21 protein-coding genes are annotated in these 20,567 nt (G+C 68.7%); 14 read left to right on the forward strand and 7 right to left on the reverse strand.

What is annotated here, in order from left to right; all coding sequences use genetic code 11:
- Positions 1-345, forward strand: a 345-nt coding sequence (locus QFX32_08935) for a hypothetical protein (protein MDI9634158.1), incomplete at its 5' end; no start/stop codon positions are given.
- A gap of 225 nt (positions 346-570) precedes the next feature.
- On the opposite strand, the gene QFX32_08940 is transcribed toward QFX32_08935, so the two are convergent.
- Complete coding sequence (locus tag QFX32_08940; GenBank protein MDI9634159.1) at positions 571-966, reverse strand: hotdog fold thioesterase; 396 nt, start codon at positions 964-966, stop codon at positions 571-573.
- A gap of 526 nt (positions 967-1,492) precedes the next feature.
- Entirely contained in the window at positions 1,493-2,005 is a 513-nt protein-coding gene (locus QFX32_08945) for a YkgJ family cysteine cluster protein (protein MDI9634160.1), read from the reverse strand.
- A gap of 96 nt (positions 2,006-2,101) precedes the next feature.
- Here QFX32_08945 and QFX32_08950 point away from each other — a divergent pair, with 96 nt between their 5' ends.
- The 3 genes from QFX32_08950 to QFX32_08960 are packed head-to-tail and all read left to right on the forward strand — an operon-like array spanning position 2,102 to position 4,138.
- Positions 2,102-2,542 carry a YkgJ family cysteine cluster protein gene (locus QFX32_08950; protein ID MDI9634161.1) on the forward strand — a complete coding sequence of 147 codons (441 nt, stop codon included), beginning with the start codon at positions 2,102-2,104 and terminating at the stop codon, positions 2,540-2,542.
- Positions 2,539-2,841 carry an acylphosphatase gene (locus QFX32_08955; GenBank protein MDI9634162.1) on the forward strand — a complete coding sequence of 101 codons (303 nt, stop codon included), beginning with the start codon at positions 2,539-2,541 and terminating at the stop codon, positions 2,839-2,841. Before QFX32_08950 ends, QFX32_08955 begins: the two co-directional genes overlap by 4 nt.
- A gap of 22 nt (positions 2,842-2,863) precedes the next feature.
- Positions 2,864-4,138, forward strand: a complete 1,275-nt coding sequence (locus tag QFX32_08960; protein ID MDI9634163.1) for a hypothetical protein — start codon at positions 2,864-2,866, stop codon at positions 4,136-4,138.
- 8 nt (positions 4,139-4,146) lie between these two features.
- Here QFX32_08960 and QFX32_08965 read toward each other — a convergent pair whose 3' ends face one another.
- The 4 genes from QFX32_08965 to QFX32_08980 all read right to left on the reverse strand — a co-directional run bounded on the left by QFX32_08965 (position 4,147) and on the right by QFX32_08980 (position 7,294).
- On the reverse strand, positions 4,147-5,187 hold the full coding sequence (locus tag QFX32_08965; protein MDI9634164.1) for a hypothetical protein: 1,041 nt from the start codon (positions 5,185-5,187) through the stop codon (positions 4,147-4,149).
- On the reverse strand, positions 5,178-5,471 hold the full coding sequence (locus tag QFX32_08970) for a SemiSWEET family transporter (GenBank protein MDI9634165.1): 294 nt from the start codon (positions 5,469-5,471) through the stop codon (positions 5,178-5,180). The genes QFX32_08965 and QFX32_08970 overlap by 10 nt, the downstream gene beginning before the upstream one ends.
- Before the next feature lie 90 nt (positions 5,472-5,561).
- Positions 5,562-6,344, reverse strand: coding sequence for an ABC transporter permease (locus QFX32_08975; protein MDI9634166.1), 783 nt, complete (start codon positions 6,342-6,344; stop codon positions 5,562-5,564).
- Positions 6,341-7,294, reverse strand: coding sequence for an ATP-binding cassette domain-containing protein (locus tag QFX32_08980; protein ID MDI9634167.1), 954 nt, complete (start codon positions 7,292-7,294; stop codon positions 6,341-6,343). Before QFX32_08980 ends, QFX32_08975 begins: the two co-directional genes overlap by 4 nt.
- 90 nt (positions 7,295-7,384) lie before the next feature.
- Between QFX32_08980 and QFX32_08985 the strand changes: the two genes are divergently transcribed.
- The 8 genes from QFX32_08985 (at position 7,385) to QFX32_09020 (ending at position 15,757) form a co-directional block, all read left to right on the forward strand.
- The gene (locus tag QFX32_08985; GenBank protein ID MDI9634168.1) at positions 7,385-8,884 is read left to right on the forward strand and encodes an oligosaccharide flippase family protein; all 1,500 of its coding nucleotides are present in this window, start codon (positions 7,385-7,387) and stop codon (positions 8,882-8,884) included.
- Positions 8,885-8,909: 25 nt separating this feature from the next.
- Complete coding sequence (locus QFX32_08990; protein ID MDI9634169.1) at positions 8,910-10,154, forward strand: AAA family ATPase; 1,245 nt, start codon at positions 8,910-8,912, stop codon at positions 10,152-10,154.
- Entirely contained in the window at positions 10,151-10,711 is a 561-nt protein-coding gene (locus QFX32_08995) for a hypothetical protein (GenBank protein MDI9634170.1), read from the forward strand. The genes QFX32_08990 and QFX32_08995 overlap by 4 nt, the downstream gene beginning before the upstream one ends.
- 73 nt (positions 10,712-10,784) lie before the next feature.
- Complete coding sequence (locus tag QFX32_09000; GenBank protein ID MDI9634171.1) at positions 10,785-12,140, forward strand: PAS domain-containing protein; 1,356 nt, start codon at positions 10,785-10,787, stop codon at positions 12,138-12,140.
- 91 nt (positions 12,141-12,231) lie between these two features.
- Complete coding sequence (locus QFX32_09005; protein ID MDI9634172.1) at positions 12,232-12,726, forward strand: amino acid-binding protein; 495 nt, start codon at positions 12,232-12,234, stop codon at positions 12,724-12,726.
- Positions 12,723-13,721, forward strand: coding sequence for a homoserine dehydrogenase (locus tag QFX32_09010; GenBank protein ID MDI9634173.1), 999 nt, complete (start codon positions 12,723-12,725; stop codon positions 13,719-13,721). The genes QFX32_09005 and QFX32_09010 overlap by 4 nt, the downstream gene beginning before the upstream one ends.
- A complete protein-coding gene (locus QFX32_09015) occupies positions 13,693-14,811 on the forward strand; it encodes a helix-turn-helix domain-containing protein (protein MDI9634174.1) in 1,119 nt (372 codons plus the stop codon). The genes QFX32_09010 and QFX32_09015 overlap by 29 nt, the downstream gene beginning before the upstream one ends.
- A 55-nt stretch (positions 14,812-14,866) precedes the next feature.
- Positions 14,867-15,757: a VIT1/CCC1 family protein gene (locus tag QFX32_09020; GenBank protein MDI9634175.1), complete on the forward strand. Its 891-nt coding sequence runs from the start codon at positions 14,867-14,869 to the stop codon at positions 15,755-15,757.
- Between the two features lie 110 nt (positions 15,758-15,867).
- Here QFX32_09020 and QFX32_09025 read toward each other — a convergent pair whose 3' ends face one another.
- The gene (locus tag QFX32_09025; GenBank protein ID MDI9634176.1) at positions 15,868-16,140 is read right to left on the reverse strand and encodes a hypothetical protein; all 273 of its coding nucleotides are present in this window, start codon (positions 16,138-16,140) and stop codon (positions 15,868-15,870) included.
- A gap of 180 nt (positions 16,141-16,320) precedes the next feature.
- Here QFX32_09025 and QFX32_09030 point away from each other — a divergent pair, with 180 nt between their 5' ends.
- The gene (locus QFX32_09030; GenBank protein ID MDI9634177.1) at positions 16,321-17,115 is read left to right on the forward strand and encodes an ArsR family transcriptional regulator; all 795 of its coding nucleotides are present in this window, start codon (positions 16,321-16,323) and stop codon (positions 17,113-17,115) included.
- Positions 17,116-17,207: 92 nt separating this feature from the next.
- Entirely contained in the window at positions 17,208-20,567 is a 3,360-nt protein-coding gene (locus tag QFX32_09035) for a PAS domain S-box protein (GenBank protein MDI9634178.1), read from the forward strand.

Raw genomic sequence — 20,567 nt, forward strand, 5'->3', positions numbered from 1 at the left:
CGCCGGGAGTTCATGCAGGAGAACCCGGGCGCCCTTGCGCCCGCCGAACCCCGGGAGAACCGCATGGACAGGGTCCTTGACATGCTCGAAGAGAAGGGATACGACGTCTCTGCCATCCGGTCCGCGCTCGCCTCCGGCGACGTAGAGACCGCGCGGACACTCCTCCGGGAGTTCTTGCAGGAGAACCCGGGCGCACTCGGGAACAAGCCCGGTGCAGCGATCGGGCAGGCCCGGAACGGTAGCGTGACGGGGAAACCCGATTACGCGGGGAAAGGGACGGGTAAAGTACCCGGGAAGGTGACCCCAAAGCAGGAACGCAACGGTTCTCGTTCGAACGGGAAGTGAGGGGAGAGGGGATGGTGAGGGGGCGGCGGTGACGCCCTGTCCCCTTCCTTGTCCTTCCGGCCTTCCCATTCCTGTTTTTCTTTTGCCGATTCGTTTCCGGACTGGCCCGGTCCATTCCCGCCGGAAACCGGCACCCCGTGTCGCACGCACGCCGGAAGTACCTTTGCTGCAACCGTGCGCGATACGAACCGCGAACGCTTCCCGCGTGCCGGCAGGGCTTCCCGTTCACCCGCGGGGCGGTGCCTTCCTGTAGGCCATCCCCTGGAAGATCGCGATCTTCTCCCCGGCGTCGTCCGTCACCTCGACGGTGTACGTCGCGAGCCGGGGGTTGAGCGCGAACTCCCGCGCCTCGGCGTGGAGCGTTCCCTCCCGCGCGGCCTTCATATACGAGATGTGGGCGTTGATCGCGGCGGCGGGCACGCCCCGGGAGTTCGAGGCGAGAGCGAACGCGCAGTCCGCGAGCGTGAAGATCGCGCCGCCGTGGACGGTCCCGTGGCTGTTCCTGTGCTCCGGGCGGACCTGCATCCTCACCCTCGCCGTCCCCTCCCCGACGTGCACGAGCTCGATCCCGTTTGCCCTCGCGTAGAGGTCCTTCTCGAAGAACTCGCCGGTGTGGTCCATGGGGGAGAGATCAACGCGTGGAGGGAAAAAGGTGGAGGGGACGGCCCGCCGGGTCCCGGTCCGAAAAAAAAAAGCGGTCGCCGACGGGCGTGACACCTTTTGGGAAATGCGGGTGGTTCTCCCGTCCGTGTAGAGAGCAGGTATCCGGTTCCATGGCGGTTTGCCCGGACATCAGCGGGAGACCATCGATCCCCTCGGCACTCCACCATTTGGAACGGGCAGAGTGATCCGGGCAGGAACGCTGCCCGGGAGAGAGGGACGAATCGCGGAGGAAAAGGGAAAAACCGGAGTACTCCTGCGCGGCCTGTGCGGCAGGAGGAGGGAATCAATCGCGGAAAAACACACGGCCCGAGAACAATCCCGAAAGCGGAATATGCGCGGCAGTTTTCCCAATCGCGTGGAGGGCCAGAATCAGGAGCCGCACGATCGCGGAGTATCACGCTATTCTGCTCGCAGATTCGATTCCCGGCGGCTCTGTTCGTCCCGCAAGGAGTCTTCCCTCTCCCCTGCTCCCCTCCGCCCCCCCTCACTCCCACGCGTACCCCCTGCGCCGGAGGATCCCCGCGATCTCCTCCTCGGAAAGGTAAGGGTCACGGCTCAATGCCCGCTCCACCTCCCCCCACGCCTCCCGGAGGGCAGGGTCGCTTGAATGGAGGTTGAGCGTGCCCGTCACGTACCCCGCCTCCCTCCCGTCCGGCGACCGGATCCTCGCGACCACGCACCTGTACGCCCTGCACTGGGCAGGCCGCGTCCCGTGGACCGTGCAGGAAAACTTCTCCCCCGCGGGCCGGAGGAACGGGCACGCCCGGGGGTGCGCCGCGATCCACGACCGGTCTGCGAAGAGTTCCCGCTTGTCGTCGTCGACCCGCGCGACGAACTCCGTCCCGGTCGAGACGCAGCACGCGAGGAACTCGAATGGCCCGGTCTCTTTCTCGATCACGATGTAGTCGCCGAGGTACATGCAGCAGGTCCCGCACTGCCTGCAGGAGAACGCCATCTCGCGATCACGTGGGACCGCCGGGACGATAAGCGTGGCCACGGCCACGCGTCCCCCGGCCGGCTGCCCGCCGTTCCCCCGCCGTTCCGGAACGGATAAGACGTCCCGCGGGGATACCGCGTACCCGGGTGGATCGCGGTGGCAGGCGATACTGGTCCCGGTGGCGGGGACGGGGAAGGGTGCGCCCGGTGCGGGCTGTGCTGCAGGGTCTTTGGGCCGAAGATCGCGCCGTCGCCCGAGGACCTCCACGCGTGGATCGCCGCGGGGAGGAGGGAGATCCTCCGGCACTTCTCGGCCTGCAGGCCGGACGGGAGCTGGGTCCCCTGCACGGAGCTTGACCCCATCGAGATCGGGGACCTCGCCGCGGTGGAACTCCGGGACCCCGATTCCGGCGGCTACCCCGCCGCGTGCCCGTTCCTCCGCCGCGAGAAAAGATCGCTCTACGCCTGCGCGATCCACGCGGAGAGACCGGAGATGTGCAGGTCGTACATGCCGTGGGTCTTCGGGGAGACATTCTTCCCCCGCTGCAGGGCGCTCGAGAGGGAGGAGGGGAGGTCGTTCTGGGGGGAGATACGATGACGGGAACGCGGGGCAGTCCCCTGAGAGAGGTGAGGGCCCGCGTCCGCGGGCGCGTGCAGGGCGTCGGGTACAGGTACTTCGTCCGGGACACCGCGCTCCGGTTCGGTGTTGCGGGCTGGGTCCGCAACGAGCCCGACGGGACGGTGAGCCTCGTCGCGGTGGGAGACGAGGGTACTCTGCGGGAGTTCCTCTCCGCGATCCGGGCCGAGGGTGACCCGTTCATCAGGGTGCAGGATATCTCGGCCGAGTGGGCGGACCCCGCGCAGATCCCGGCGGGGTTCGTGATCCGCCGGGACTAGGTCCCTGCCGGGGCCCGCGAAAATGGCATCCCCCTTCCCCCTCCTCCCGCTCTTCCTCGCCGTCCTGCTCGGCGTCGCCCTCGCGACCGCGCGGGGGCGCGTCCCGCCGTTCCTCCCGCTCTTCTCCGGCGCGCTCCTCCTCGGCGTCGCCGCGGGGATGGACATCTCGGTCGCCGTCTCGGCCGCGACGGCCGGGATCGGGAGGGTCTTTTCCGTCCTCGCCGTCGTCGTCTTCTCCGGGTCCGTCATCGCAAAGACCCTCGGGGCGCAGGGCCTCATCGACAGGATGGTCGCGGGCCTGAGTGCACGCGTCCCCGACCCGCGCAGCCTCTCCGCGGTATCCGGGTTCCTCCTCGCGCTCCCCGCGACCTGCTGCATCACCGCGTTCGTCGTCCTCTCCCCGGCCGTCCGGGCCCTCGGGGGGGACGGTGCGGAGAGGGCGGGGCTCCTTTCCCTCTGCGCCGCGGGGAGCGTCCTCTCGTACGTTCTCGTCTTCCCGACGCCGGTCACAGTCCCCCTCCTCTCGGGCCCCGCACAGGGCCTCTCCCCCCTCCTCTACGACCTCGTGGCCGTCCCCCTCGGGCTCGCCCTCCTCGGCGGGGTGATCGCCACCTCCCGGCGACACCGGGGAGGATCAGGGGAGGGAGCTCTGCCCGGGCCCCCCGGAGGGGATTCTGCCGGTGTGTCTTCCCTCCAGGCGTGGGCGCCGTTTGCCGCCATCTTCGCCGCGCTCTTGGTCACCCTCGTCCCCCTCTCCCTCCCGCCCGCGCAGGCGGTCACGCTCTCCATGCTCGCGGGCCTCGCGGCCGCGCTCCTCCCCGCGCCCCCCGCGGCCCGGCGCGAGGGACTCCTCGCGGGGACGCGCCACGCGGGCGTGATAATGTTCGACATCTGCGGGGCGGGCGCGCTCGGGGCCGTTGCCGCGGCGGCCGGGGTCCCGGGGGAGGTCGTCCCCCTCGCGGGCGCGGTCCTCCCCGCGGTCCTCGTCCCGTTCGCGGTCGCCGCGGTCCTGCAGGCCGCCCTCGGCTCGCGGGTCTCCGCGGCGGTGGCCGCGTCCGGGATCCTCGCGGGGAGCGCGGCGGCCGGCGCGCTCTCCCCCCTCCCCCTCGCCCTCTCCATCGCCGCCGGGCTCCTCCTCGTCTCGTGGGTCACCGATCCCCTCTTCTGGCTCCTCCACAGGGAGACGGGCGCGACGGTGGGGGAGATCTCGCGCGCGTACACGCTCCCCCTCGCCCTCTGCGGGGCCGCGGTCCTCGCTGCAGCGCTCGCCATCCACGCCGCGGGGATCCCGCCGTGACGCCCCGGTCACGCGGAGAGGAGGTCGGAGACGTCCCTCCGGGGTGACGGGGGGACGGGTCTTGCGTACCCGCACCGGAAGAGCATCTGGAGGGTGTGGGTCGGCGGGAGGCCGAGGAGGTCTTCGAGCCGGGCCCGGAGCTCCCCGGCCCCTGGGAAGTCCGCGAGCGCGGAGGTGAGCGGCTGGATGGCGAGCGAGTGGAGCGCCGCGGCGAGCGCGATCCTCTGGAACGCCCTCCCCGCCCTCACCCTGTCGATGGGATAGTCTCCCTTCGTCGAGAGCCACCCGATTCCCCCGGAACCGGACACGCGCCGCGCGAGCGCATCGCCCTCCCCCCTCGCGAACTCCTCCTTCCGGGCGAGGATCCTCTCCGCGGAGGGGGGGAAGAGGGCGACCGCGACGCGCCACGCGATCCCCCTCCCCTGCTGGGAAGGCCCGTACCCCTCGCGCGCCCGCGCGACCTCGCGGTCCGAGAACCGGAGGAACCGGAGTGTCTCCCGCAGCCTCTGGTCGTCCGAGAGCTCGATCGCGAGGGCTTCCCCCGCGATCGCGGCGACCTCCCGCAGGAGGCCAGGGTCGTTTGCGAACCCGAACGGGACGAGCGCGGGGTCCCCCGCCTCGGAGAGCTCCCCCGCGAGGGAGAGGCTGACGGCCTCCCCCCTGTACTCCCGCCGGTTCGTCTGCCGGGCCGGGATCGCGGGGAAGAGGGGGTCGGGGACCACCCGCGGGTCCCCGGCGACGTCGACGTGCGCGACCGGGTCGCGGAGGATCGACCCGGGACGAGGCCATCCCGCCGGGAAGAGGTCGATTTCTGCCCTGTACCCCGCGGATCGCGCCGCGATCGCGAGGTTCTCGAGGAACGCCCCGCAGGAGAGGAGGGCGCGCCGCCCCGCCGGGTCGAGGGCCGGCGGAACCCTCGAGGGATCGACCCAGAGGACGATCCTCTCCTCCCCCCGGAGCGAAACCCTCCACGGCTGGGAGTTGAGGTGGCTCGGGGCACGGACGGCGTACCCGAGGAGGGCGAGCCGGACGTCCCCACTCACGGGCACGGGCCCTTCCCCCCCTCCCCGCCGCCCCGCTGCGCGATCGAGACGTACAGCCCGATCGCGACCGCGAGCGTCGCGAGCGTGACGACGTTCGCCGCGACGATGATGGGATCGCCGAGGTGGTACCCGTAGAGGGTCCAGAGGCTCACGCCGACCGCGAACTGGACGAAAGTCCCGGGACTCACGTCGTGGACCGACCGCGTCCTGTACATCTTCGCGACCTGCGGGACGAACCCGAACGTGGTGAGGAGGGCGGCAGTCACCCCCACGAGGAACCATGCGTCCATGTCTCCGCTCCCATGTCGCCTGAGGTTTGCCCTTCGTCCCAGAAGAAACGTGATCGTCCCCCGTGGCGCTCCCCCGCGGGGCCGCGCCGCCTAGACCACGAGCCGCTTCCGCATGAGGGAGATCGCGAAAAAGAAGAGTACTCCCGTGACGGCAGATATCCACGCGAGGCTCGCGAGGAGGGGGACGGGGGAGAATGCCGCGAGCGTGGTCATCCTCGTCACGAGGACGACGTGGGCGAGCGGGAGGGCCGCGAGCGCGAACGCCTGCACCGGCCCGGGGAGGACGGAGAGGGGGAAGAACGTCCCGGAGAAGAGGAACATCGGCGTCACGAAGAGGAACGCGGGGTAGTTGAGGGTGTCGATCGTCGGGGAGACCGCCGTGAAGCACATCGCGATGGAGGAGAACATCAGCCCCGCGAGGAAGGAGAACGGGACGACGAGGAGCGAGGAGGGGAGGGCGACGACGCCGAACGCGACGAGCACGGCGAGCATCGCCGACGTGTACACGAGGCTCCGCGTCGCCCCCCAGAGGAGCTCGCCCGCGATCACGTCCTCTATCGAGAGCGGGGTCGCGACCATCGCGTCGTACGTCTTCTGGTAGTACATCCGGACGAACGACGAGTACGTGCACTCGAAGAACGAGGAGTTCATCATCGAGATGGAGAGGAGCGCCGGCGCGACGAACGCGGCGTAGGGGACGCCTTCTATCTCCCCGACGAACATCCCGAGGCCGTAGCCGAGCGCGAGGAGGTACAGGACCGGCTCGACGAACGGCGGGAGGAAGTTGACGAGGTATGTCTTCACGAACGCGTCCCTGTTCCGCTGCCAGACCCGGAACATCCGGCGGGTCGGGAAGCGCACGGGCAGCCTCATTCCCGCAGTTCCCTCCCCGTGAGCGAGAGGAAGACGTCCTCGAGCGTCCCGCGCCGGACGAGCACCCTGCCCGGGTTGCACTCCGAGAGGATCCGCTGCGCGAGTTCCCTCGGCCTCTCCGGGAACGCCTGTACCATGTCGCCGTGCACCTCGAACCTGCACCCCTCCTCCCGGAGGCACGAAAGGACTCCCGGCGCGTTCTCGGCCTCGACGATCTCCTCGCCGGCGTATGCCCTCACGAGGTCGGCGGGCCTGCCCTCAACGAGGATCCGCCCGCGGTCCATGATGACGAGCCGGTCGCAGAGCCTCTCGGCCTCCTCCATGTAGTGCGTCGAGAGGAGGACGGTCTTTCCCTCCGCGCGGAGCGCCCGGATCTTCTCCCAGATCAGGTGGCGGGCCTGCGGGTCGAGCCCGACCGTCGGCTCGTCGAGGACGAGGAGGAGGGGGTCGTTCACGAGCGCTCTTGCGAGGACGAGCCGCCTCTTCATCCCGCCCGAGAGCCCCTCCACGGGCTGGTCCGCCTTCTCCGCGAGCTGGACGAAGTCGAGGAGACGCTCTGCCCTCTCCCGCGCCTCCCGGGCGGGGATGCCGAAGTACCGGGCGTAGACGAGGAGGTTCTCGCGGCACGAGAAGTCGGTGTCGAGGTTCGTCTCCTGCGGGACGACGCCGAGCCGAGCCTTTATGGAGGCGGGGTCTTCCCGCACGTCCACCCCGAAGACCGAGAGTTCCCCTGCCGTCGGGGGCGAGACGCACTGGATCATCCGCATCGTCGAGGTCTTCCCCGCGCCGTTCGGCCCGAGGAACCCGAAGACCTCCCCCTCCCCGACGGTGAAACTCACGCGGTCCACGGCCCTCGCGTCCCCGTAGTCCTTGACGAGGTCGCGCGCGACGATGAGGGGAGGATGACCTCCCCCCCTCTCCCCGGCGGCAACCGCACCTCCCGCGCCCATCGCTCCTCCTCTCTTTCGCCGGCGGCACGAATTCCCTTTCGGTCCGGGGAGAGGGGGTATTTCTCCTCTCCCGCCCAACGTGAGAGCGTCGTGATCACTCCCTCGAGAATCGCCCAGAGGCTCCTCTCCGTCGACCCCGTCCGCCGGCAGGCGCTCCTCTCGTTCCTCTCGAACGCCGGGGTGACGGTGCTAGGGTTCCTCGCGACGATCTACATCGCCCACGCCGCGGGGGCAGGCGTGCTCGGCGCCTTCTTCCTCCTCCTCTCCTACTACAGCATCGCGGCCATCTTCTGCGACGGGGGTTTCGGCGCCGCGATGGTCCGGAAGGTTGCTACCGGGGAGGAGATGGACGCGTACTTCTCGGCCCACGCCGCCGCGAGGATCGCCCTCACCGCGCTCGCCGTCGCCGCAGTCCTCTTCTCCGCGCCCCTGCTCCGGGACGCGAGCGACGCGGGGCTGATCCCGTGGCTCGCCCTCGCGCTCGCCGTCGGGTCCGCCTCGGGCATCCTCGGCGCGGAGCTCTACGCCCGCGGGAGCCTCGGCATCGTCCAGGCGGGCGAGTTCCTCGGGACCGTCGTCCGGATCCTCGCGCAGGTCGCCGCCGTGGCCCTCGGGTGGGCGGTCGCCGGGATGGCCGGGGGGTTCGTCGCGGGGCTCGCCGCGACCCTCGCGGTGAACGCCCGGTTCGCCCGGCCGCGGTGGGCAACTTTTTCCCGCCGCCACCTCGCGGGCATCCTCCCCGACGCGCTCTCGAGCCTTGGCGCGGCGCTCGCCGCGGTCGCCGCCGGGTGGGCAGACACGATCGTCCTCGGGTACTACCTTGACCCGGCAGCGGTCGGGTACTACAGGACACCCCTCCAGCTCGCGTCCCTCTCCCTCTTCGTCGCGACCGCACTCTCGGCCTCCCTCTACCCGCGGGCGAGCCGGTGGCACGCGGAGGGCGACGTGGACCGGTTCCGCCGCGCCCTCGCGCGCGCCCTCTCCTACTCGCTCCTCCTCGCCGTCCCCCTCGCCTGCGGCGGGATCGCGCTCTCCGAGCGCCTCCTCTACTTCCTCTACGGCGCGGACTTTGTCGTCGCGGCGCCCGCGTTCTCCCTCCTCCTCCTCGCGCAGGTCGGCTCGGCCGTCTCCCTCCTCGACGGGATGGCGCTCTACGCGGCGGGGAGGACGCGGGCGTACTTCCTCCTCCACGCCCTCTCCTGCGCCGCGCTCGTCTTGCTCCTCGTCTCGCTCGTCCCGCCCCTCGGGATCACGGGTGCCGCCGCTGCCGTCCTCCTCGCGAGCACGGGGAAGGCCGTCGCATCCCGGATCGCGCTCCGCCGGGCGACCGGGGCCGGCGCGGAGGCCGGGACGCTCGCGCGGATCCTCGCCGCAGGTCTCGCGACGGGCGCGCTCGCCGCGCTCCTCCAGTGGCTCTTTCCCCCCGCGCACGTCGCGGTCCTCGCGGGGATCGTCCTATCGGGCGCAGCCTTCTACTTCGCCCTCATCTTCCGGCTGGAGCCCGGCCTGAGAGGGGAGATCCTCGCCCTCGCGGCCGACCTCGGGATCCCACGGTCCCTCCTGCCCTGGCGGGGACCCCCGATGACTTAATACGTCCGCGGGCCACCCTCCACACATGCCGATCCGCAGGCTCTCCGTCCGCAACTTCAAGAGCTTCAGGGAGCTCGAGATCGCGCCCGGGCCCTTCACGGTGGTGATCGGGTCGAACGCCTCGGGCAAGTCAAACCTCATCCAGGTGATCAAGTTCCTGCGGGACATCGCGAAGTACGGGCTCGAGAACGCGGTCTCGCTCCAGGGGGGGATAGAGTACCTCAGGAATACCCAGATCGGCGCCTCCGAGCCGTTCTCCCTCCGCATCGAGTACGCCCTCGAGGAGCAGCCGCAGCGGGTGGTCCCCCTCCCCTCCGGGACACCCCTCCTCTTCTCCCCGCGAGAGGTTGCTTACTCCTTCTCGCTCGCGTTCCCCCGCGGCGGGGAGGCATACGAGGTCGCGTCCGACACACTCGCCGTGACCGGGGACTTCGCCCTCCCCGGCGGGGGGACCGCGGGCGAGGGGAGGATCTGCATCTTCCGGGAGGGGGGGACCGTCAGGTACCGGATCGTGCCCCCCGCGCACCACTCCCTCCGCGCCGAGGACCTCGCCCCCCTCTCCCTCCACGTCGCGGATGGCGACGCGGGGAGGCTGGTCGCGACCATCCCGCCCCTCCTCCCGGGCGTCCCCTCGCTCGAGTGGATCTTCCGCGGGATGAAGGTGTACGACTTTGACCCCCGGCTCCTCAAGAGGGCGGTGCCGATCATGGGCAAGACCGATCTCGAGAAGGACGGGAGCAACCTCGCCATCGTGATCAAGAAGATCCTCGACGACCCCGCCCGCAGGGCCCTCTTCTCCCGGCTCCTCTCCGACCTCCTCCCGTTCGTCGACGATATCTCCGTCGAGAAGTTCATGGACATGTCGATGTTCCTCAAGGTCCGGGAGGTGTACAACAGGGAGAAGTACATCCCCGCCTCGCTCGTCTCCGACGGGACGATCAACATCTGCGCCATCCTGATCGCGCTCTACTTCGAGGGGCGGCCCGTCACCATCATCGAGGAGCCCGAGCGGAACATCCACCCCTCCCTCATCGGGAGACTCGTGGAGATGTGCAGGGATGCTTCCGCGGGAAAGCAGGTCATCGTGACGACCCACAACCCCGAGATGCTCCGGCACGTGGGGGTGGAGGAGATCCTCCTCGTCGCCCGGGGCGCGGACGGGTTCTCCCGCGTCGGCAGGCCGGCGGACAGGGAGGAGGTCCGCGAGTTCCTCGCCCACGAGATAGGGATCGACGACCTCTTCGTCCAGAACCTCCTCGACCTTGGATGAGCGCGCGGAGGCTCTACCTGCTCGTCGAGGGCAACGACGACGAGAGGTTCTTTTCACGGGTCGTCGTTCCCCTCGTCTCGCCACGCTACCGGTCCGTTCACGTCGTCCGGTACGCCGGGATGAAGAGGGGGACCGTCTGCAGGCTCGTCCGGGCCCTCCGGCACAGGGGGGACGACTACATTGTCTTTTCGGACATCGACGAGGAGCAGAGCGTGCAGGCAAAGAAGGAAGTGATCCGCGGGAGGTTCTGCGTCCTTTCCGACCGCGACATCGTCGTGATCGTCCGGGAGATCGAGAGCTGGTACCTCGCGGGCCTCGATGCCGGGGCGGAGGACGCGCTCTCCCTCCCCCATGCCCGGTCGACGGACGACATCACGAAGGAGGACTTCAACGCCCGGATCCCGCGCCGGTATTCCTCGCGGATCGCGTTCATGCACGAGATCCTCGACCGGTACTCGGTCACCGTCGCGTGCGGGAAGAACCGGTCCTTCCGGTACTACGCGACGCGTTTCCGGATCGCGCCCTGCGACGGCGCCCCGGGAGCCGGGGCCGGCTGACCCCCCTCCCCGTGCCACCATTTATATCCCATGGATTCCCTTCATTCTTTACGCGCCGGGAGGTGAGAGACTGGTGGAGAAGTGGTCGAGGGTGGTTCCCTCCGTGTTCGACAGGAAAGATTTCTGGACCGTGGTCCTCGCACTCACCACGGTCTTTGCGTTCCTCATGAATTTTTACGGCATGGAACGGGACCTCCTGCCCCTCACCTCCCACCTCTTCTACATCCCCATCGTAATCGCGGCCTACTGGTTCCCGAGGAACGGCGTCACGGCGACCGTCGCGATCGCGATGGCGTACCTCGGCACCGTCTACCTCTCGCAGTACCCGGACCTTGGGAGCATCACGCAGGCGACCACGTACTTCTACGTCTTCGTCGCGATCGGCGTGATCGTCGCGTCGCTCTCGAGCACCCAGAAGGAGCAGGAGCGGCGGTACCGCGCGATCTTCGAGTCCTCGGAGGCCGGGGTCTTCCTCGTCGTCAACCTGAAATCGGGGCCCGTGATCGAGGAGGTGAACCAGAAGGGAGCCTCCCTCCTCGGCTACCGGCCGGGGGAGCTCGCGGGCAGGCCGTTCCTCGACCTCTTCCCCATCGGGAAGGAGAGGAAGGAGATCACCGATAGTGTCTCCCGCGGGGGATCGCTCTCGGACCACGAGTGCCACCTCCGCCGGAAGGACGGGCACGTCCTCCACTGCCTCCTCGCCGCGGGTCCCCTCCCCGGGAGGCGGACGGTCTACACGGTCGTGGACATCACGGAACGGAAGAGGGCCGAGGAGGAGGTCATGGCATCGCGGCGGCAGTACGTGGATGCCCTCAACGCGATGCTCGACGGGATCGTCCTCGTCGGCAGGAAGGGGGAGATCGTCCTCCTCAACTCGACCCTCGCCCACTGGCTCTCCCTCTCGGGGAGGGAGAACGAGATCGTGGGCAGGGACGCGGGGGTCGCGATCCCCTGCCTCCGGGGGCAGGCCCGCGAGGCGATCCGGGCCGTCTTCGAGACCGGGGAGAGCGGCCGGCTCACGCTGTCCCACGTCGTCCGCGGGAAGGAGCACTTCTTCGACACGCACATAATCCCGGTCCTCGACGGAGGGGAGGTGACGAGGGTGATGGTGATCATGCGGGACATCACCCGCCGCCGCGAGCTCGAGCGCGAGAAGAAACGGGCGTACGAGCAGATCGAGAAGAACATCGAGCAGTTCGCGGTCCTCGGGGACCACATCCGCAACCCCGTCCAGGTGATCCTCGGCATCGCGGAGCTCGAGGGGGGGCCGTTCGCCGAGAGGATCCGCGACCAGGTCCGCGAGATCGAGAGGACAGTCGTCCAGCTCGACAGGGGCTGGGTCGAGTCCGAGAAGATCCGGAAGTTCATCAGGAAGTACTACGGGATCGGCGAGGAAATCGGGGACCCGGGGGAAAAAAATTCGAAATGAGTCCCGCTGTCTCGCCGGGGGATGGGAGAATGGTTAATTTTGCCGCGGCGCGCACACATTACGTGGGAAGGGTGAGCACGTGCAGGTCTCCATGAGGCTCGAGATGAGGGACGCGCCCGGGCAGCTGGTCGCGGCCCTCCGCCCCATCTCGGAGGTGGGCGGGAACATCATCGCCGTCATCCACCAGCGCGACAAAAAGACGGCGAGGGGGGAGATGCTGAGCGTCCAGATCGTGCTCGAGCTGCCCGACCAGAAGCTCTCCGAGCTCATCCGGGTCATCAGGGAGCAGGGCGTCCACATCCTCGCCATCGGGCACGAGCGCCTCCTGTACGAGCGGACGGTCATCGTGATCGGCCACCTCATCCACACCGACCTCGGCGACACGGTCGACCGCATCGACAGGACGGGGTTTGCCGAGGTGACGGCGCTCCAGATCGCGATGCCCGCCATCACGCAGGTCTCCTCGGCCCGGCTCGTGATCAAGGCAATCAACAGGCAGGACATGGAGCAGGCGATGGAGATCCTCCGCGCCGTCGCGAAGGAGAAGGAGTTCCTCCTCGTCGAACCTCTGGAGGAGATCGCGTGAGGCTCGCGATCCTCGGGATGGGATCCGTGGGCAAGGGCCTCCTCTCGGCCCTCGGGGAGCGCGACCTCGGCTTCGTCGTCACGGCGGTCGCGGACTCGCGCAGCGCCCTCATCGACAGGGACGGGATAGACCCTGCCGAGGTCCTCGAGGCAAAGAGGCTCCACGGGGTCTGCGGGGACACGTCCCTCTCGGCGATGGACGTCGTTTCGAAGGCCCCGTACGACGTCCTCGTCGAGGTGACGCCCACGAACGCGGCGACGGGGGAGCCGGGCCTCACCCACATCCTCGCCGCCCTCTCGCGCGGCCGCCACGTCGTCACCTCGAACAAGGGGCCGATCGCGCGGGAGTACGCCCGGCTGAAGCGCTGCGCCGCGGAGCACGGCGTCATGCTCCGATACGAGGCGACCGTCGGCGGGGCGATCCCCGTCATCCACACGCTCGAGCACGGCCTCGCGGGGAACAGGATCCTCGCGGTCTTCGGGGTCCTGAACGGGACGTGCAACTACATCCTCACGCGGATGGCCGCCGAGGGGCTCTCCTACGAGCAGGCGCTCCTCCAGGCCCGCGAGGCAGGGTACGCGGAGGCGGACCCGACGTACGACGTGAAGGGGATCGACTCCGCGATCAAGCTCGTTATCCTCGCGAACACCTTCTGGAAGAGGCCGGTCGCGCTCGAGGACGTCTCCGTGACGGGGATCGACATGCTCACGGTCGACGCCCTCCGCCTCGCCGGCGAGCAGGACTGCACCATCCGGCTGATCGCCGAGGCGATCCCCGAGAGGGGGATCCTCCGGGTCGCTCCCCGCCTCCTCCCGCTCTCCCACCCGCTCGTCGTCGAGGGGACGCTGAACGCGATCACGATCGAGACGGACCTCGCGGGCGAGATCACCCTGATAGGGAAGGGCGCGGGCTCGAGGGAGACCGCGAGCGCGATCATCGGCGACCTCCTCGCCATCCGTGGTGCGCATGAGGGGCGTCATCAGAAAGCGCCGTGAGTTCCTCTCCCTGATGCGGGCCTGCACGGTCGAGCGCGGGTACTTCACGGTGGCCGACATCCAGAGGCTCGCCGGCGTCCCGCGGAGCACGGCGCAGGACTGGATCCGCCGCCTCCTCGAGGAGGGGTGCGTGGTCGTCCGGGAGCAGAAGATGGGGCGCAACCCCGCGAAGTACGCGGCGATCAGCGCGCTCCCCTCGAGCGCCTGCCGGCGGATCTTCACGACGGTGGACGGCGACAGGGTCGAGATCTACCACGAGTGCCTGAGCAGCGCCTGCGCGGCGTTCTGCGCGTACCACCACGCGCGGGCATCCGGCGTGCTCGAGGAGGTCGAGAGGGACGGGACACTGCTGCGCGAGCGGGCGCGCCTCGGCGAGACCCACGTCGAGATCGGGCTCTACCCCGCCTGCGCCGTCGGCGTGGCCGGGGTCTACCGGGAGGGCGACGAGATCGTCCAGAAGATCCGGTGCATCGGGGGCCCCGCCTACTCCCTCACCGACATGATGGCGAAGGCCGAGGGTGTCTGCGAGGTCAGGGTGGGGAAGAGGGGGGAGATCGTGGAAGGGTGCGTCCGGACGCGTGCGCTCTCCCACCTCGTCATCGGTATCGACGACACGGACTCGCGGGACGGCGGGGCGACATTTGCGCTCGCGCTCGCGCTCCTCCAGCACCTCGGGAGGGTGAAGGGGGTCCTCCCGATCGGCCACCGGATCGCGATGCTCTCCCCGGACGTGCCCGAGAAGACGACCGGCAACTCCTGCAGCTACATCGAGGTCGCGGTCCCGCCGGGGGAGTACGAGAGCATTCGCGAGAAGTCCCTCCTCTTCGTGCAGGACGAGTCGCTCTCGCCCGAGTGGGGGATGGCGTTCCGGCGCGGCTTCTCGGTTCCCGAGGGGCTGCGCGCGTTCGGCGCGAGGGCGCGGAGGGAGAGGATCCCGCCCGGCGAGGCCCCGCGGGTCGCCGCGGCGCACGGCGTCGACCTCTACGGGGGGAGGGGGAGGACGGGCGCGCTCGCGGCAGTCGCCCTCTCCGGGCTCCCCCACGACGTCCTCCTCCGGCCCTACGCCCCGATCCCGGGGTCCGCGGGGTGAACCCCGCGGGGCCGCGACCGACCGCTTTTTCCCGGCTGCGTGCGATAATTCTCCCGTGCACGCGGACGGACGCGGGACAGGGGACGCGGGGCACCGGGATGCCTTCCGCGCGTTCCAGAGGTCCGAGGCAACCGAGCACCTCGTCTACGAACGGCTCGCGGGGATGGTCCGGGACGCGGGGAACGCCGCGGTCCTGCGGGAGATGGCCGCCGAGGAACTCGCGCACGCCCGGTTCTGGCAGGGATACACGGGCGAGGAGGCCGCGCCGGACAGGCTCCGCGCCGCGTGGTACCTCCTCCTCGCGTGGGTGCTCGGGGTCACCTTCGCGGCGAAGCTCATGGAGAGGGGGGAGCACAGGTCCATCAGCGCGTACAGGGCCCTCTCGGGGGTCGTTGCCGGCATCGACGAGGTCGTCCGGGACGAGGAAGACCACGAGAGGGCGCTCCTCTCCATGCTCTCCGAGGAGAGGCTCGCCTACATGGGCTCGATCGTGCTCGGGCTGAACGACGCCCTCATCGAGTTTTCCGGGAGCCTCGCCGGGTTCACGTTCGCCCTGCGGGAGACGAGGCTCGTCGCGGCGGCGGGGATCGTCATGGGGATCGCGGCCGCGCTGTCGATGGCATCATCCGAGTACCTCTCCCAGAAGTCTGACCGGAAGGGGCAGGACCCCTCGAGGGCCGCCCTCTACACGGGTGCCGCGTACATCGCCACGGTCCTCGTCCTCGTCCTCCCGTTCGTCCTCGCCGGGGACCCGCTCGTCGCCCTCGGGTTGACCATCGCCGCCGCGATCCTCGTCATCGCGGCCTTCTCTGCCTATGTCTCCGTCACCCTCGACACCCCGCTCTGGAGTCGGTTCGCGGAGATGGCGGTCCTCTCACTCGGGATCGCGGGGATCTCGTTCCTCGCGGGGATCGCGGTCCGCGCCCTCCTCCACGTGGATGTCTAGGGAGTATAGAGAGGAGGCCTTGAGGATTCGCACGCTGCGCGGGGCGTGAAAAACAGGGCGTTTTTTCTATCACCGCAGGTCGCCCCGGGACACCCCCGCGGTTTTTCCATTCACGCGGTCTTTACCCTGTAGAGAGGTTTCCGCGCGTCCCTGATGTTGAACTTCGCGATGATGAGCCCGCTTGCGCGCAGCCGTGCGAGCGCGTTCCTGATCGTCCGCGGGGAGAACGGGACCACGCCGATGATCTCGTGCAGCGTCCTCTCCCTGCCGTCCGAGAGGAGCGCGTAGACTGCCTTCGCAGACGACGGCAGGCGGTCGACGAGCGGGACCTGCCTGCCCACCTCAGCCCCTTCGGCCGGGGCCGGGGCCGATGCCACTGTCATTGCACCTTACTCCTTCTTTTTTTCCGTGTATTCGCGCGTCTCTCCTGCGCCGGGTTGCCCCGGCGCGTCACCCCGCGCCGCGGGGATCATTTGTTCGATATTTTACGAACATTTGAGTATGTACGAACCATATGTATTTATACTTTTCGTGCGCATTCTCGGTACAACGGAGGGCCACGCGTGACGACCGGCGAATCCCCGCGGGAGGGGGCACAGAGGTTCATCCGGATCTGCGCGTCCGACCGCGGCCTCGTGGCGATCGACAGCCCGCTCAAGGGCAAGATCCTCGAGATCCTCGAGGCAGGCGAGACCGACTTCGAGGAGATCGTGAGCCGGTCGGGCAGGGCGAAGTCGACCGTCTCTGCGCACTTAAAAGCCCTCACGGAAGCGGGAATCGCGGTCTCGAGGCCCGATCCCTCGGACGGCCGCAGGCGGCTCTTCTCCCTCAACGGCAAGATCATCATGCGGACCCTCGCGCTCGACCGCGACATGGAGTGGATCGACCGGTTCTTCCCCGGGAGCCTCCCCCCCGATGCGACGACCCGCGATGTCTACAGCGTCATCCTCACGAGCCTGCGCGTGAGCCTGATCTCGGAGGGGATCGAGATGCACCCCCTCTTCTCGCGCGCGGGGCGGAGGGCGGGGGAGGCGATCTACCCCCTCGTGAGGGACGACGACACCCGGTCCTTCATCTCCCGCGTCTCGCGGTTCTGGGAGAGTCACGGCCTTGGGACGCTCGCGCTCGAGCGGGCGGATCCCCCGACGCTCGTCATCAGGGATTGCTTTGAGTGCGCAAGACTCCCCATGACGGGAAAACCGGAGTGCTCATTCGGCGCCGGGATCCTCTCTGCCCTCTTTTCCGCGCACTGCGGCGACGCGAGGGAGGCCGTCGAGAAGAACTGCTACGCGACGGGGAGCAACCTCTGCAGGTTCGAGATCTGGGAGGCGGGGGGGGACATCCCCCGGGCCCGGTAGACCGCCACGAAGGGAAATGTTTTTGCTCTCGGTGGGAATGTGACACGTGAGGGGAGGAAACCCCGCACATCCAGCCTCCCCGCCACGCGCCCATGATCACCGTCCTCTACGTCGACGACGAGCCGGCCCTGCTCGACCTCACGAAGATGTACCTCCAGAGGACCGGTCGCTTCTCCGTGGACGTCGCCGACTCCGCGTTCCGGGCCCTCGAGATGCGGAAAACGCGGAAGTACGACGCGATCGTCTCCGACTACCAGATGCCGGGGATGGACGGTCTTTCCCTCCTCCGGGCGATCCGCAAGTCCGGGGACGCAACGCCGTTCATCATCTTCACCGGGAAGGGGAGGGAGGAGGTCGCAATACAGGCCTTCGAGAGCGGCGCGGATTTCTACATCCAGAAGGGCGGGGACGTGAAGGCCCAGTTCGCCGAGCTCGGGCGCAAGATAGAGAGGGCCGTCGAGCTCCGGAGGGCCGAGGACGACCGCCGCGAGGTGGACGAGCGGCTCCGCCAGATCATCGACTTCCTCCCGGACGCGACGTTCGCAATCGACAGGGACGGGACTGTGATCGCGTGGAACAGGGCGATGGAGAGGATGACCGGCATCCCGGCGGGGGAGATCCTCGGGAAGGGGAACTACGAGTACGCGCTCCCCTTCTACCGCGAGCGCCGCCCCGTCCTCGTCGACCTCGTCCTCCGGCACGATCCCGCGACAGAAGCGAAGTACCCGTACGTGCGGAGGGTGGGCAGGAAACTCTACTCCGAGATCTCCATCCCCCACCTCAACGGCGGGAAGGGTGCCCACCTCTGGTTCACCGCGTCCCCGCTCTACGACCGCAGCGGCCGGATCACGGGCGCGATAGAGTCCATCCGGGACATCACCGAGCGCAAGAGGGCTGAATCCGCCCTCGCGGAGAGCGAGAAGCGATTCCGCGACCTCTCCGACCTCCTCCCCCTCACCGTCTTCGAGATGGACCGGCACTGCGTCCTTTCCTACGCGAACAGGGCCGCTTTCGAGATGTTCGGCTACACCCGCGGGGATTTCGAGGGGGGGCTCTCCGCCCTCCAGATGATCGCCCCGGAAGACAGGGAGAGGGCCCGGGTGGCGATAGATGCGATCCTCTCCGGGAAGCGCAAGCCGCCGCTCCCCCCGGGCGACTACACGGGCCTCCGGAAGGACGGGTCGAGATTCCCCCTCACGGTCTATTCCTCCCCCATCGTCTCGGGGGACACGATCGTGGGCATCCGCGGGATCATCACCGACAACACGTCGCGGAAGGCATACGAGGACGCCCTCCGCGAGCGGGAGAGTCTCTACCGGACGATCTTCGAGACGGCGGGGACGGCGATGGTCCTCATCGAGGCCGACGGGACGATCAGCCTCGCGAATTCCGGCTTTGCACGTTTAAGCGGGTATTCCAGAGAAGAGATCGAGAACAGGAAGAAATGGATGGAATTCGTGGTCCCCGAAGACCTCGACCGGATGGTCGCGCAGCACCGCCTCCGCAGGACCGACCCGGAGAAGGCCCTCAAATCCTACGAGTTCCGGTTCGTCACGAGGACCGGGGAGATCCGCGACATCCACCTGACCGTGGACATCATCCCGGGCACGGACAGGAGCGTTGCCTCCCTGCTCGACTTCACGGAGCGCAAGAGGGCTGAATCCGCCCTCCGCGAGGCGACGGCAGAGTACACGCACCTCCTCGAGAGTGTCCAGGACGTGTACGTGAGGGTCGACCTCGGGGGGAGGCTTGTCAAGGCGAGCCGCTCGTTCGCAACGCTCCTTGGGTACGACGACCTCGCCGAGTGCATCGGGAAACCGGTCGCGGAGACGTTCTATTTCCACCCCCCGGACTGGGAGAGGTTCCTTGAGGAGGTCCTGCGGGAAGGGAGAGTGACGGACTACGAGATCGTCCTGAAGAGGAAGGACGGGTCCCCGGTCATCGTCTCGACGAACAGCCACCTCTGGTACGGGCCGGACGGGACCCTCCGCGGCGTCGAGGGGATCTTCCGCGACGTCACCGAGCGCAAGGCCTTCGAGAAGGCGCTCGCGGAGAGCGAGGCTTGCTACAGGGACGTCGTCGAGACGCGGACGGAGCTCATCTCGCGGTTCACTCCGGACGGGACGCACGTCTTTGCAAACGACGCGTACTGCAGGTACTTCGGTCTCCCGCGGGAGGGGATCATCGGGAGGCGTTTCAGGCCAAATATCCCCCCCGAGGACAGGAAACGGCTCGCGGAGTTCTTTTCCTCCCTCACCCCGGAGAACCCGGCCGGGACGATCGTCCACAGGGTCGTCCTGCCGGACGGGAGGGTCCGGTGGCACAGGTGGACAGACCGGGCGTTCTTCGACGGGGAGGGGCGCGCCGTCGAGTACCAGTCGGTGGGACAGGACATCACGGACCTCGTCGAGGCCGAGGAACGGCTCCGGCTCTCGTTCGAGGCGACGAGGGACGGGTACTGGGACTGGGACATCCCAACCGGGAACGCGTTCTTCAGCCCCCAGTACCACAGGATGCTCGGGTACGAGCCGGGGTCGTTGCCCGGACACTACGCGACGTGGAGGAGCCTCGTCCACCCCGACGACATCGCCCGGACGGAAGGCGAGATATGGAGGGCGCTTATGGCGGGCGAGGAGGGATTCTCGGTCGAGTTCCGGATGCGGCGGAAGGACGGCGACTGGGCGTGGATCCTCGCGCGCGGGATGGTCGTCGGGAGGGACGAAGAGGGAAGGCCTCTCCGGATGGTGGGCACCCACGTGGACATCACCGACCGGAAGGTGATAGAGGAGGCACTCCGCGAGGCGAACCGGAAGATCACCCTCCTCTCGGGCATCACGCGCCACGACATCGCAAACCAGCTCACGGCGATCCGGGGGTACGCGGCGATCGGCGCGGGGAGCACGGCGGATCCCGACGCGGGGGCACTCTTCCGGAAGATCGACGAGGCCAGCGAGAAGATCGCGCGGTTCCTCGAGTTCACGAAGGTGTACCAGGAGATCGGGGTGCACGCCCCGACGTGGCAGTCGATCCGCGAGGTCGTCCGCGGCCTCGACCCGGGCCCCCTCACGGTGACCTGCGACTGCGACGCCGAGGTCCTCGCCGACCCGATGCTCGGGCGGGTCTTTGGAAACATCGTCGAGAACGCGTCCCGCCACGGGGGGAAGGCGACCCGCGTCTCGGTCTCGTGCGAGGAGCGCGAGGACGGGCTCCTCGTGGTAGTAGCCGACGACGGGGTCGGGATCCCCGCGGGGGAGAAGGAGAGGATCTTCGAGAAGGGTTACGGGAATCACACGGGGTTTGGCCTCTTCCTCGCGCGGGAGATCCTCGCCCTCACGGGGATCGCGATCCGCGAGACAGGCACGCCCGGAGAGGGGGCGCGCTTTGAGCTCCTCGTCCCCCACGGGAAGTACAGGCGCGTATTTATGTCACGTGGGAACAGAAAAATGGAGTGA

The organism is Methanolinea sp. (assembly GCA_030055515.1).
GTDB lineage: Archaea > Halobacteriota > Methanomicrobia > Methanomicrobiales > Methanospirillaceae > Methanolinea_A.